At 44.8% G+C, this 14,111-nt stretch carries 13 protein-coding genes; 9 read left to right on the forward strand and 4 right to left on the reverse strand.

What is annotated here, in order from left to right; genetic code table 11:
• Positions 1-222: 222 nt before the first annotated feature.
• Together EXZ60_RS14035 and EXZ60_RS14040 are read right to left on the reverse strand one after the other, a co-directional pair.
• Positions 223-423, reverse strand: coding sequence for a restriction endonuclease subunit S (locus tag EXZ60_RS14035; RefSeq protein WP_013867995.1), 201 nt, complete (start codon positions 421-423; stop codon positions 223-225).
• Positions 424-481: 58 nt separating this feature from the next.
• Entirely contained in the window at positions 482-2,398 is a 1,917-nt protein-coding gene (locus EXZ60_RS14040; protein WP_088733465.1) for a methyl-accepting chemotaxis protein, read from the reverse strand.
• Between the two features lie 282 nt (positions 2,399-2,680).
• Here EXZ60_RS14040 and EXZ60_RS14045 point away from each other — a divergent pair, with 282 nt between their 5' ends.
• The 7 genes from EXZ60_RS14045 (at position 2,681) to EXZ60_RS14075 (ending at position 10,420) form a co-directional block, all read left to right on the forward strand.
• Positions 2,681-3,637 (forward strand): MoxR family ATPase, encoded by a 957-nt coding sequence (locus EXZ60_RS14045; protein WP_064626305.1) that lies wholly within the window; start codon positions 2,681-2,683, stop codon positions 3,635-3,637.
• 20 nt (positions 3,638-3,657) lie between these two features.
• Entirely contained in the window at positions 3,658-4,584 is a 927-nt protein-coding gene (locus EXZ60_RS14050) for a DUF58 domain-containing protein (protein ID WP_277435869.1), read from the forward strand.
• The gene (locus EXZ60_RS14055; RefSeq protein ID WP_013867999.1) at positions 4,581-5,051 is read left to right on the forward strand and encodes a DUF4381 domain-containing protein; all 471 of its coding nucleotides are present in this window, start codon (positions 4,581-4,583) and stop codon (positions 5,049-5,051) included. The genes EXZ60_RS14050 and EXZ60_RS14055 overlap by 4 nt, the downstream gene beginning before the upstream one ends.
• 7 nt (positions 5,052-5,058) lie before the next feature.
• Complete coding sequence (locus EXZ60_RS14060) at positions 5,059-6,027, forward strand: VWA domain-containing protein (RefSeq protein WP_277435870.1); 969 nt, start codon at positions 5,059-5,061, stop codon at positions 6,025-6,027.
• Positions 6,020-7,939, forward strand: a complete 1,920-nt coding sequence (locus tag EXZ60_RS14065; RefSeq protein ID WP_277435871.1) for a VWA domain-containing protein — start codon at positions 6,020-6,022, stop codon at positions 7,937-7,939. Before EXZ60_RS14060 ends, EXZ60_RS14065 begins: the two co-directional genes overlap by 8 nt.
• Positions 7,933-9,585, forward strand: a complete 1,653-nt coding sequence (locus EXZ60_RS14070; RefSeq protein ID WP_346780466.1) for a BatD family protein — start codon at positions 7,933-7,935, stop codon at positions 9,583-9,585. Before EXZ60_RS14065 ends, EXZ60_RS14070 begins: the two co-directional genes overlap by 7 nt.
• 118 nt (positions 9,586-9,703) lie before the next feature.
• Positions 9,704-10,420: an SIMPL domain-containing protein gene (locus EXZ60_RS14075; RefSeq protein WP_026027736.1), complete on the forward strand. Its 717-nt coding sequence runs from the start codon at positions 9,704-9,706 to the stop codon at positions 10,418-10,420.
• A 47-nt stretch (positions 10,421-10,467) separates the two neighbouring features.
• Here the strand turns inward: EXZ60_RS14075 and EXZ60_RS14080 are convergent, their stop codons facing one another.
• Complete coding sequence (locus tag EXZ60_RS14080; RefSeq protein ID WP_277435873.1) at positions 10,468-12,615, reverse strand: GGDEF domain-containing protein; 2,148 nt, start codon at positions 12,613-12,615, stop codon at positions 10,468-10,470.
• A 290-nt stretch (positions 12,616-12,905) separates the two neighbouring features.
• On the opposite strand from EXZ60_RS14080, the gene EXZ60_RS14085 reads away from it, so the two are divergent.
• Positions 12,906-13,388, forward strand: a complete 483-nt coding sequence (locus EXZ60_RS14085) for a L,D-transpeptidase family protein (RefSeq protein WP_277435874.1) — start codon at positions 12,906-12,908, stop codon at positions 13,386-13,388.
• A gap of 121 nt (positions 13,389-13,509) precedes the next feature.
• Complete coding sequence (locus EXZ60_RS14090) at positions 13,510-13,854, forward strand: YajD family HNH nuclease (protein WP_010318547.1); 345 nt, start codon at positions 13,510-13,512, stop codon at positions 13,852-13,854.
• Positions 13,855-13,871: 17 nt separating this feature from the next.
• On the opposite strand, the gene EXZ60_RS14095 is transcribed toward EXZ60_RS14090, so the two are convergent.
• Positions 13,872-14,087: a DUF3820 family protein gene (locus EXZ60_RS14095; RefSeq protein ID WP_026028221.1), complete on the reverse strand. Its 216-nt coding sequence runs from the start codon at positions 14,085-14,087 to the stop codon at positions 13,872-13,874.
• Positions 14,088-14,111 lie beyond the last annotated feature (24 nt).

Raw genomic sequence — 14,111 nt, forward strand, 5'->3', positions numbered from 1 at the left:
CATTAATTATGTTTAGAGCTTGAGAAACATCCATAAAAAAATCCAAGTGCATTAAATACACTTGGATTTTGACAGCTCTGAAGGATCGTTCAACCGATCACTTTGGCCTTAACTGATCGGCATTACCACTACTGTGTGCCCTAAATACTATTGTGTACTCTAAATACTATTGTGTACTCTAAATAAACTTGTGTGCTCTAAATTAAATAAAGTGGGTTTGAATTAATGGACGGGGGTATCCGTTTCTGTAAAGAATTGTCCAAAATGCTTTTCCAGCACTTCTGGCGTCAGCTTGCCTTCCGCTTCTAGCTGCTTAAGCTCAGCCACAATCGCTTTTTGCTCTTCCAACGAAGGCAGTTTCACTTCAGGTTCACCCGCCACCTGTTGCGACAATTGTGCTAACTCTTTTTCGAAATCACTCATTTTACTTACCTAAACATAAACGTAATGGGGGAAGTGTACCGATTTCCCCCTCATGATTCTAGAGCTTAAAGCTACCCACCATTTTATCTAAACGGCCAGACAGATCACGCAGCTCTTGGCTCGCTTCTGCCAACTCTTCTGCGGTGCTGGTGGTCACTTCATTGATGGCGTTGATCTCTTCAATATTTTGATTGATTGTGTGCACCACCGTTGATTGCTCTTCAGTTGCCGTGGCAACCTGCGTGTTGCGATCGGAAATATCGTGGATCCGCTCTGAAATATTCACTAAAACGTTCACCGCTTCATCGGAAGCGTCAACCCCTTCCTGTGTAACAGCCTTACCAGAAGACATCGCCGAGACCGCATCTTTTACATCGTTTTGTAATTGATTGATCATCTTTTGAATTTCTTCCGTTGAAGAGGCCGTGCGGCTGGCCAAATTGCGCACTTCGTCTGCCACCACAGCAAAACCTCGACCTTGCTCTCCAGCTCTCGCCGCTTCAATTGCAGCGTTTAATGCCAGCAAGTTGGTTTGTTCAGAAATACCACGGATAACACCTAAAATAGAGCCAATATCTTGAGTGGTCGATGCTAGCTGCTCCACCACTTTACCCGTATTTTCGATATCCGCGGCTAAACGACTGATGGCATCTTTGGCTTTGCTTACCACTTCACGTCCTACTTCAGTGTTATCAGCCGCGTGATTTGCTGTTTCAGCTGCCGTCGCCGCGTTAGAAGCAATTTCACTGATAGTCGCCCCCATTTGATTGATCGCCGCCACCACTTGTATAGTTTGGTCACGCTGTTCTTGGCTATTGTCATGAGTTCGCGTCGATTTTTCCGACACCCGACCCGCCGCCGACTGCAATGCATGACTGGTAGAAGCAACTTCTTTCATCGATTGATGAATCTTCTCAATAAAACCGTTGAAGCCCGCTGATAATTGAGCGATTTCATCGCGGCCCAATACCTCAATCCGTTGCGATAAATCACCATCGCCTTTACCTAAATCGGTAAAGCGTTGTGCAATCTGTTTAATTGGGTTGGCAATACTATTAGCGAGAAAAAGACCCATCAAAATAAATAAACCCGCCACAGCTAAGGTTGTGAACAACATTTTTTGCGCAACGGCATTTAATTCTGCGAAGACTTCCGACACAGGTACTGAACCAATCACAAACCAGTCCATCGATTTCACGTAGACACTAGCGACAAAAACATCTTGGTTTTGATAGGTTGTCGAAATCAGGTTGAAGCGGCTTTTATTCAATAGTTGGTTTGCGTTTGAGCCGTACAATTGTGTTAATGAGGCTTTAGCTTTCTCTTTTTGGCGATGGATTTGCACTTCCCCTTTCGAGTTGGTCAAAAAGACAAAACCTGTATCCTCGATTTTAAATCCATTGAGCAGGTTCACCATGTCATCCATTGATTTCGACAAACCAGACATCGTATCGCCACTGACATTTTGGTAGTTGGCAAACATTTTTACTTCGCCACTTGCCTCTTGGAACATACTGACCATGGTCTTTTGTCCCGATTGCGTAAAACCAAAAAACCAGCCATCTTGCTGTTGATTAAGCTGACGCAGAAAACCATTTTGGTTCCAGTAATACGCCGTTTTTCGGTTAGCCACAGAAGCATCATTTAACGAATATTGATCGCGTACATTATTGAGCTGCTTAACCAACATCGCCTCAGCGTCAGCATTAATATCGGTCGTCTGAACGGCTTGCTTGATGAATTCATTATTGGCTAGTTGCTCAGCAGAAAAGAGCAATTGCGATACTTCTCGATCTATCTGGCTACTGATTTGATCAAGTAACGAGGGAAGTTCGATATCAATTAATCGGTGCTCCAGTACCTCTCGAGCTTGACGCTGCGCCATTACACCAACGATAACCGTCGAAGCGAGTACCGCGAACGTAATTCCTAATACAACCTTTTGCTTAATACTCATCGAATTAAGTTTGAACATTATTTGCGCTCTTTATTATTGGCTTGTCATGAATAACTTTTTTGTATCGGCAACAAACCCTCTCTCTTGAGAAATTTATCGATAGAATCGATTTATCTTCACGTAGAATGTGATCACGGCCAACAATGGTTGTTCCTAAGCATAGTCGAGTATGGTGACCAAACATTCTTTCGTTTCGCCAAATGGATAATAATTCGCCAATCAGTTGATGCATCACACTTTTCATGGAACTTTTCGAATCAATAAATTACTAATTCAGCAAAACAGCAGGAGACCCATTCAATGCCATCGCACGCATTTCAATCGCTACAACACTATTTAAATCAGCAAGTCATAGGCCAGACAGGTTTGGTTAAACAGTTATTAGTTGCACTTCTTGCTGATGGGCACATTTTGGTCGAGGGGCCTCCTGGCCTTGCAAAAACCCGTGCCGTGAAATCACTCGCCGATTGCATAGAAGGTGATTTTCATCGAATCCAATTTACGCCTGATCTGCTCCCCGCCGATTTAACCGGTACCGATATCTTCCGCCCTGAAACAGGTGAGTTCACTTTTCAAGCGGGCCCGATTTTTAACTCATTAGTATTGGCTGATGAAATCAACCGCGCTCCAGCCAAAGTACAAGCTGCGATGCTCGAGGCGATGGCTGAAAAACAGATCACGGCAGGTCGAAAAACCTACCCGTTACCTGAACTTTTTTTAGTGATGGCTACCCAAAACCCGATCGAGCAAGAGGGTACTTATCCTCTACCCGAAGCGCAGTTGGATCGTTTTTTATTGCATTTAAATGTTGATTATCCAGACGCTGAAAATGAACTCGCCATTTTACGTTTGAACCGCGGGGAAGCGCAGGGAATTGAGAAAGTCTCTCCGCCAACATTAAGCCAAAGCGATATTTTTAGTGCTCGGCAAGCGGTGCTGAACATTCACATGGCCGAACCTATTGAGCAATATATTATTCGCCTGATCATGGCAACGCGTAAACCCGCAGACTACGATGCCACGTTAGCACAATGGCTAGAGATGGGCGTCAGCCCGCGAGCAACCATCGCGCTTGATCGATGCGCTCGCGCTCATGCATGGCTCAGTGGGCGTGATTTTGTCAGCCCTGAAGATGTTCAAGCGATGGTATTTCCGGTTTTGCGCCACCGTCTATTATTGAGCTACCAAGCACAGGCTGAGGGCGTACATCCCAACCAAGTTATCACTCACTTACTGTCACTGGTTGGTAGTGCTTAGCACTAAGACTAAGGTTTACTATGCAAGAGTCACTTCCACCGTTTAGTACGGGTGTCACACTTTCATTGGCTGAACTGTTGCCTTACAAGCAGCACGCTATTCGCTGGCTGCCACCGGCTAAAAGTTTATGGGCGCAAGTATTGGGGCAGCATCAGAGCAAGCAACTCGGCCGAGGAATGGACTTTGCTGAGGTCAGGCAATACCAAGCAGGAGATGATATTCGCACCATCGACTGGCGCGTTACTGCGCGTACGGGAAAGCCTCATACCAAACTGTTCAGTGAAGAACGAGAAAAACCCGTCATTCTTTACGTTGATCTGAGCCGCTCTATGCAGTTTGGATCGCAGTTAATGCTCAAATCAGTGCAAGCGGCGCACATGGCAAGCTTGCTCAGTTGGTTAAGCATTGCCAACAAGGACCGAGTGGGCGCGGTGATTGATACTGGTTCGACACTGGTTGAGTTAAAACCGACTAGCCGCCAAAAAGGGCCATTACAGCTGTTGCAACAGTTGGTGACACTACAAAACCAACATCTGCTGGAGCTTGATAAAACGAAATCACACAGCATGCAGCGCGGCCTAACTGCGTTGAATCGTTTGTGCCCTAAAGGCAGTGAAGTGATTTTGATCAGTGACTTCGTCCATTTCAATGCCACATTACAACCAATACTCAACCAATTGCATAGACATAATCGTGTAAAAATTGTGCACATTTACGATCCATTAGAGCAAGGAGATACCCAATTTCGCGGTGTAGAACGCGTAACCGATGACCAACAGACGAGCTGGCTCAACTTTTCGGAAAATAGTACGCGCTTAGGGTTAAAAAAAGCCTTTGAATCTCAAAAAGAAAAACTAAAATCATTGAGTCAAACTATGGCAATTTCTTATACCTCACTCTCTAGTGAGAAACCTTTGTTGCAACAACTATCCGGATATAAAGAATGAAGGAATCATCAATAGCTACACTTTTAGATTTAAGCGCGATGCAACTGCCTGAGCTACCCTCTTGGTTTCCCTTGGCTTGGGGATGGTGGGCAAGCGCGGCGGGCATACTGCTCTGTCTGCTGATTCTGGTGTTAGCCATTCGTTGGCGTCGTAAACGCTTAGCCCCGAAAAAAACGGCGCTGCGTTTACTCAACCCCCAATTTGGGCATTTAACTCCTTCTTCAGCGATTGAGCTACTTCGTCAAGCCGCGCTTTGTTACTACCCTCGTATGGAAATCGCACATCTTACCGGCAAAGAGTGGTACACCTTTTTAGATTCACAAATTTCTTACCCTCTTTTTGTTCCCAATGAAACATTGTGGCAGCAAGCGTTATACCAAAAGCAGAAAACAGAAAACAGTCAAGAGTTGATTAATCACTGCTATCAATGGGTTAATGATGCTTTGCCGCCTAAAAAACGGAGATAGCTAGGCTTTGGCAAATATAGAGTTATTGTGGTGGTGGATGCTATGCCTGCTGCCACTCCCGCTGGTCGTTTATCGATTCTTACCACCAGCAAAAGAAAGGGCAGCGATTCACCTGCCCTACCTTCCTAAAGATAATCAGCGTCAAGCACCAAACCAGATCATCGCTAAAATCATTGCAAGCGTTATTTGGTGCTTAGTATTGATCGCCGCAGCCCGTCCAGTGTGGTTTGGCGACCCGGTTATTGCTCAGCCCAAACACCGAGATCTGATGCTGGTGGTTGACCTCTCTTACTCCATGAGCCAAGAAGATATGCTGCTTGACGATCAGTACATTGATCGTTTGAGCGCCGTTAAAAATGTGCTCTCTGATTTTATTGACAAGCGCGAAGGTGATCGCCTTGGGTTAGTCTTATTTGCCGATCACGCCTATCTACAAACGCCTCTGACTCTGGATAGAAACACCATTCGCCAGCAGCTTAATCAAGCCGTCCTTAAGCTGATTGGCACCCAAACCGCTATTGGTGAAGGGATTGGGCTTGCAACCAAAACGTTTATCGATAGTGATGCCCCACAGCGGGTGATGATTTTACTCAGCGATGGCAGCAATACCGCTGGCGTGCTCGACCCAATCGAAGCGGCGAAAATTGCCCAAAAATACAATGCCACCATTTACACAGTCGGTGTTGGCGCGGGCGAAATGATGGTCAAAGAGTTTTTTATGACTCGAAAAATCAATACCGCGGAAGATTTAGATGAGAAGACGTTAACACAAATAGCGACCATGACTGGCGGCCAATATTTTCGCGCACGAAATAGCCAAGATCTGGCCAAAATATACGACACCATTAATCAATTAGAACCCATAAGCCAAGCAAGCCAAACTTGGCGTCCACAAAGCGAATGGTTTGGTTATCCGTTGGCGATGGCGCTCGTGCTATCTATGCTCTTAGCGCTACTAAGGAGAAATCATGTCTGAGTTTGTTTTTCTTACACCTTGGTGGTTAACCGCACTATTCCCCTTAGCACTACTGCTGGGCTGGTTCACTCTGCGTGCCAAACGACACTCTTTGATAGCACCTCATCTGGCTAAGGCGATGGGTTTGAGCGATAAAAAGCATAACGCGGCCATTGTGATCATCAGCATCAGTTGGCTGCTCGCAGTACTGGCGCTGGCTGGTCCGAGTTTTGAATCTCAAACACGCCCCAGTTACAGCAATAGTAACGCGCGCGTATTAGTGATGGACATGTCACTATCGATGTACGCTACTGATATAAAACCCAACCGCTTAACGCAAGCGCGTTATAAAGCGCTCGACTTACTCACGCAATGGCAAGAAGGTAGCACAGGGCTTGTCGCCTATGCTGGTGATGCCTATACCGTTAGCCCATTAACCACCGACACCGCAACCCTAAGCAACTTAGTGCCCAATCTATCGCCCGATATTATGCCCTACCCCGGCGCAGATGCAGCTCGCGCGGTTCAATTAGCCATCGACATGATGAAAAATGCCGGCCTTGCACAAGGTGACATTGTGTTATTGACCGATGACATCGACTCACAAGAGCAAGCTCAGATTGAAACACAGCTTACCAATACGCGTTGGAAATTAGTGATCTTAGGCATTGGTACACAAGCGGGCGCGCCTATTACACTCAGCGATGGCAGCTTACTGAAAAATGCACAAGGGCAGACCGTAGTGGCCAAGACCAACTTTGCCAATATGCAGTCGCTCGCGCAGAATATAAATGGATTATTTACGCCAATCAGCTTAGACAATAGCGATGTCGCAATGATCGCTAAGCTAGACCAAAACGAACAACCACACAGTACAACCAAGAGTCAACAAATGGTGAAAGAGCGCGTTAACAATGGCTATTGGTTAGTGCTGCTCCTCATTATCCCGTGTTTGCTTTTGTTTCGCCGTGGCGTCATTTTTTCTTTATTACTGCTCTTCATCCCTTCACTGCACAGCAATAGTGTACAGGCTTCTCCTTGGCTAAATAGCAATCAACAAGCCAAAAAAGCGTTTGATGCAAAGGAGTATCAAGCGGCCAGTGAACAATTTACAGACTTAGAATGGAAAGGCATCGCTCAATATCAGGCTGGAGAATATCAGGCAGCGGTGGAGACCCTCTCTCAACTGCCACAAGACAGTGTGCGAGTGCAATACAACTTGGCCAACGCCTACGCGCAAAATGGAGAATTGGAAAAGGCCCAAACCTTGTATGAAGAGGTGTTAAAGCGCGACCCAAACCATAAAGATGCTCAGCATAATTTGGAAATCGCAAAAAAAGCGCAGCAACAGCAACAGCAACAGCAACAGCAACAGCAACAGCAACAGCAACAGCAACAGCAACAGCAACAGCAACAGCAACAGCAACAGTCTGGTGAGCCTTCCGATCCAAATCAAGATCAAAATCGGTCGGAAAATAAAAATAATGAACAGAATAAAAACGATGCACAACAACAAGATGGCGAACAAACAGAAGATAAATCTGACGACCAAAGCGATGGCTCACCGCAGAACGACGGCTCTCAGTCTTCGCCTCAATCGGCACAAAGTAAAAATGAGCAAAGTGAGCGCTCCAAGGTCAACACGGCGGATGAATCGCCTGCCTCTCAACAGCCGACTGAAGCGACTCAAACAAATGGATCAATGAACAACGAAGATGAGGTCAGTGACAAAGAAGCCTCTGAGCAGCAAACACAGAAGCAATCGCAACAGCAAAGCGATAGCCAAACTGTTGACCCGCAACTTCGCAAGCTAGAACAAGTCGAAAGTGCACGAGATCCTAGTGGCTTACTCAAAGCACAATTGTTGCTACAAGCAAGACAACGGCAAGAAGACCAAGCACAACCTCCACAAAACAACAGCAAGAAGTGGTAAGTATGAAATCGATCAAGCGTTCATTTTGGGCTGCGATTATCAGCCTAGTTTCTGTTGCTCTACTGAGCTCGGCAGCTAACGCGGCTGCACTTTACGCCAGCGTCAGTAAAAATAAGATCGCGAAAAATGAAGTATTCCAATTACGAATTGTCGCCGATGAAAAAGTATCGACCGATGCGATCGACTTTAAGGTGTTAGAAGGCGATTTTTTTCTCGGCCGCCCAAGTTTTGGTACTTCGGTGAACATCATCAATGGCGATCGCAGCACGCGCAGTGAATGGAATGTATCGTTGGCAGCCAACAAACTTGGCATATTGACCATTCCTAGTTTTAGCGTCAATGGGGCAACGACTCAACCGATCGCAATTCAAGTTATCGCTGATGGTGAATCGCCCAAGCAATCTGACCTTGTTGAAATACAAGCCGATCTAGAACGTAGCAAACTCTACCCGAGTGAAAGCACTTTTCTCAATGCTCGCCTAATCATCAAAGCTGATCCAAGAAGGCTGCAAAATCCACAAATTACACCACCCGCTGTACAAGGATTAGAACTGACGACCGAGGGAGAAGCTAACCAGTACCAAAGCTTATTGGATGGGGTTGAAGTCACCGTTGTAGACCAAAAATTTAGAGTCACGGCCCAAGAGGCAGGAACTTTCACGTTATCCGGCCCTGCGTTTAAAGCTGGCCTCATCTATGGTAACAACCAAACGGGCAGCACCCGCTTGCTGCAAGTCGATATTCCGGCCAAAACCTTTTCGCTCACCGTACTGCCGAAACCAGATAGCTATCAAGGCACTTGGCTACCTACACCAAAACTAACACTCAACCAAACGTGGCGAGATGCCACAGGGCAGATCATCACCGCCGAGAGCTTTAAAACCAAAGTAGGTGAATCGTTGACTCGTGAATGGATTCTGACAGTGAAAGGCCTTACGCAGACGCAGTTGCCTAACCTCTCAGTACAATATCCAGACTCAATTCGGCTCTATGCTGAAAAGCCTCAGTTTAAAAGCTTAGATAATGGCGATGTGCAAATGACGCTAAAACAAGTACTCATCCCAAAAACCGTCGGTAAGGTTGATCTAGCGGATCTCACCGTCAGTTGGTGGGACACCAAAAACGAATCTCAGCAAAGCGCGCAAGCCAAAGGATTAAAGCTAGAGGTTTCGCCAGGTGAATTACTCAACCCATCCACCTCTGTGCTGACACCACCAACAGTACAAACCGTCACCGTTAAAGATGCAGGATACTGGCCCTACTTTACCGCATTTTTTGCACTGTTATGGATGGCGACTATGGTAGTCGCTTGGTCATTTCGTAACGCACCACAAACAGCAACACAGGAAACCAACGCTCATCATCAACCGCTTGAAGGCCACCCATATCAACAGTTAAAAGAAGCGGTACAAAGCCAAGATGGTGCCAAAATAAGCTATTACTTCACCCTCTGGCGCGATTCTGTCGTATTAAGTGACGAAGAGAAAACCGCACTAGATGCACAAGTCAACCAGCAACTTAAAACTTTGTACGCACCTCAGAAAAGTGATTGGGATGGCTCAGCGTTAATCTCTATGATTGATGCCATTCAAAAAAAGCAAACTAAGCGCCAGCATAAAAAGTTAGAATCTCTGGCAAAACTCTAACCGAAAATAGCTGTCGAAATCACAATATCAAATCTAAGGTGTGTTGTTATATCCAAACGACTCACCGCTGTGACTTCAAGTCATTTTGGGACTGTTGCCAACAAAAGGAAAACAAGGCATGCAAATAAAAAGTAGCGCTTCATTGATCATCGGTTTGAGTTTAATACTCGGGCTCGCAACCCTCGGTTACTTTGTGCAGCAAACGGCTGTGAAATATAAAGAGTATGAGCGCGTGGTGACCGTTAAAGGATTATCAGAGCGAGAATATCCCGCCGACACAGTTGTTTGGCCGATCCAATTTAGTGTGGCCGATAATGATTTACCCACCATGTTCAACACGATTGAAAAGCAGAGCCAACTGGTGACCGCATTTTTAGCTCAACAAGGCATTGATGAAAAAAGTGTCTCGCTATCATCGCCAGCGGTGATCGACAAAAAAGCACAGCAGTATGGTGGAGAAAATTTAGTCGAGTTTCGTTATTTAGCGAACCAAACCATTACGGTGTACAGCAATCAAGTTGACCTAGTGCGCGAGGCCATTAATAAGCTCGGCAATTTAGGAAAACAAGGCATCGTTTTTAATCAAGATCCTTACAACAACCGCGTTGATTATTCATTCTCTGGACTGAATGAAATCAAGCCCGACATGATTGAAGAAGCGACCAAACAAGCAAGAGAAGTCGCAGAGAAATTTGCCAAAGATTCGCAAAGCTCACTTGGCAAGATTAAACGTGCTTCACAGGGACAATTTAGTATTGTGGATCGTGATAACAATACTCCTTACATCAAAAAAGTACGCGTCGTTTCAACGGTTGAATATTACCTCTCAGACTGAATAATCTGCTGTTTTCATTATCCTTGCCATGACTCGCCGCGCCAACACTATGAATTTGGCGCGGCGACTTTATCACTTCGAGTATGGTGTTTTTGCTCAGAGTAACCAACGACTTGGTTTCTACCATTATCTTTTGCTTGGTAAAGTGCCTTATCTGCTTTGCTGTACATCTCCTCAAACTTAAGTTCACTGGGAAGGTACTGGGCAATAGTGTAACCAATCGAGACACTTAAGCAGTCACCATCAGGGTTCTCACTATGTTCAATCTGCTCTCGTTCAATACTAAAGCGTATGCTTTCAGCCAACGCTTTCACTTCTGCTGCATCGCGGTTGGCCACCAACAATATAAATTCTTCACCACCAATTCGGCAAAAGAGTTCATTCTCTGCCTGAGCATGTTGGTTGAGAATATGGCCAATACGAATCAAAGCAATATCCCCTTCCAAGTGACCGTAGTAATTATTAAATAAACCAAAGTGATCAATATCAAGCAAAATTAAACCATAACTTACGGTCTCATTTTGTACTCTCGAACCGATGCGTTCCAATAAATGAGCTAACATCCGACGATTTCCAAGGCGAGTTAATGGATCCATTTTGGCCATTAAGTCCAGTTTGTCGTTCACTTTTTGTAACTCATAGGTACGGTTACGCACCTCAATTTCTAAATTCTCATTCAGTTCACTGATCGCCTGCTGAGCACTGGTGCGCATCAATACTTCGGTTAAATTAGAGGCGAACATGCGGATCACTTCTCGCAGTTGTGAGGTCAGTGGTGAGCGGCGGATCAAATTGTCCGCAGCAATAAAAGCAATAGGTTCGCCATTGTTGGTAAGCATGGTCATGGCTGTCCAGCCAAAACCAACAATGTTGCTGTCATGATAAATAGGGACTGACTCTTCAAACACCACCTCATTGGGGTTGGCTTTGGCCATATCAACAATCATATTATTGGTGGTCCCAGAACGAAAATACGATTCATTCACAATGTTGCCTTGGATATCGGTTCCCCACGTTCCCTGAATGTACGAGCAGTGTTTATCGGTCAAAAATACTGCCATCCGATCAATGCCCATGCGGTTAATCGCAAAACTGACCGCCGATTTGCACACGTCACTCACCGTCATACAACGTGACAGTTCAACCATGCTCGCATGCAACATGCGAACATTTTGCTCCTGACGCTTGCGAATATAAATTTGCGCAAGCAATGAACCAAAAGATTCCAACATCTGCTTTTGGTATTCAGTTATGGGCTGTCGATTAATGTAGTTATCAATCGCGATCCAACCAATGGTTTCATTACCATCACGTAGAATTAACATCCCATTCCACCCTTGTCCCACCACATTTCCCGCCGTGTATAGAGGGGCATCGTCGATCAGCACCAAACTTTTAGTATCATCAGAAAGACCGCTTAAATAACTTTCTTCTAGCTGGTGCAAATCGTATTGGGTATGGTGTTCGCTCACCGTTTCTCCGCTTTCATCCGTACCATAAGTTCCGCTAAAACAACGTTTTTTCATATCAAGAACTAAAAAAGCGGCTCGATCAAACCCTAAGCGTGTTTTCGTTACATCAACGGCCGCTCTGTGCAGCGCATCTAAATTGTCTGGGTTAGCCAGTTCAATCGCTAATTGATGAACCAACTTCATGTTATCAATGAACATTTCGCGCTGTTTAATTTCATCCAAATACTTTGCTTCGCGGATATCTCTATTTTTAAACTCCTTTGCCGCTTCAGATTCCGCGCGAAGACATTGCCAACGAGCCGCAATCAGTTGCAAACAATCGAGCTCTCCGGATTCTGTTTTCGCATGAATGTTGACGTTATCAATTGCCTCAAGCAGCAAATAGGTTCTTAAATCAGGGTGGTTATCTAACATAAAAAGATAAGACTCACCGCCCATCACACTACGGTAGTCCCAATTGCAGGTGTTGATCGCTAGTGGAATTAGACCATCAGAGGTGTCAAATTGTGCGGCCCAATTCCAAAAGGTATTTGGATAATTTTGCAGAGCTGTCGGTAAGTTGTACTCAAATAATGGCTCATGGCGCTTGTTTAATGTTGGTGCATGAAAGATCCGCATTGATTTGGGAGAAATGAAACTTTGAAGAAAATCAAACGTTGCTTCCGCGAGCATACGATGGTTGCGAGCAGAAGAAATCTGTTTGAGTAAAGTACGAGAGAACATATGAGCGGCCTGACATTTTAATAATTTTCATTGCAAAATTAGACAAAAGATCATGTGCAATCAAACTCTTAAAAAGGTCGCTGTTAAGTCGGCCGCAAATTTGCACTCTATGTTTTTACATCCTAGAGTTAACCTACATTTTTGAGATTCTGTTTCCATTTATTACATGGTTAGCCCTATTATTTTTAGCATTGTCTTATTTGCAAGACAATATTGACAACTAGCCACGTTCATTCTTCCGCTGCATAATGTCTCTCTATTTGCCACCTTATCAGTACTGACACTCTCTTATGACCCGATACTTTAAGCTACTTTTGTTTCTATGTTTTTCACTCAACAGCGCAGCGGCTGAGATTGATCTGGTCAAAGTGGATAAATCTAAGCGTCGCATGTACTTGATCTCGGGACAGCAGATCATTCAAGAGTATCGAATTGCCTTGGGTAAAGAACCCAAAGGACATAAACAGCAAGAAGGCGATCAACGTACTCCAGAAGGTCGATACTATCTTGAAGCTATCAGTAATGATTCTGGCTATTATCGTTCGATTCATATCAGTTACCCGAATCATCAAGATGAAGTGCATGCACAGCGCTTAAACATCAATCCCGGTGGTGATATAAAAATCCATGGTCTAAAAAATGGCGACAAGCAACGACCAGAATATGTGCAAAGTTTTGATTGGACTAATGGTTGTATTGCACTGACTAACTCAGAAATGGATGAATTTTTGAGCCTAGTCAAAGAAGGCACGCCGATTGAGATTGAGTGGTAAAAGTGACACTTACGCTAAGGTGTGAGGACGTGCATTAAAATAAATCACACAAACTTTGATTAGCGCAGATTTTTGGTTTTTAATATCGAAAAAGTATTTTTAATCAATGGTTGGAATTAACATGTCGTCAGATTTTTATGGTTCAAGTGCCAATTATGCTCGTAAAGAGAGCGGTTACCGAGAAAAAGCACTTAAACTTTACCCTTGGGTGTGTGGCAATTGCGCGCGTGAATTCGTTTATTCAAATTTACGGGAATTAACTGTACACCACAAAGATCACGATCACACCAATAACCCTGAAGATGGCAGTAACTGGGAGCTTTTATGCCTCTATTGTCACGATCATGAGCACTCTAAATATTCAGACCACGACCGATTTGGCGCTGAGCCTGTTGCGAGATTAGACGATCATCAAAGCGCGACCTATAACCCCTTTGCCGATCTCGCCAAACTGATGAAAAAATAACGCGGTTAGCCACTAGATCACATACGCTTTAGTGGCTTAACCACGCTATCCAATCCTTCAATTTTCAACGCTAAGCAAAGTTGCAGCAAACGCCCGAGCTCCCCTTCAGGGAAGCCCTTCTTATCAAACCATAGCAAATACTCTTCTGGTAAGTCGATAAGCGCTCGCCCTGCATACTTACCAAACGGCATTGGCATACGCGCAAGTTTAATCAGGTTCTCTTTTTCTAACATTTTGTGCCTTACAAACTGGCTAAA

The organism is Vibrio sp. 1151_11 (assembly GCF_029478525.1).
Taxonomy (GTDB): domain Bacteria; phylum Pseudomonadota; class Gammaproteobacteria; order Enterobacterales; family Vibrionaceae; genus Vibrio; species Vibrio anguillarum.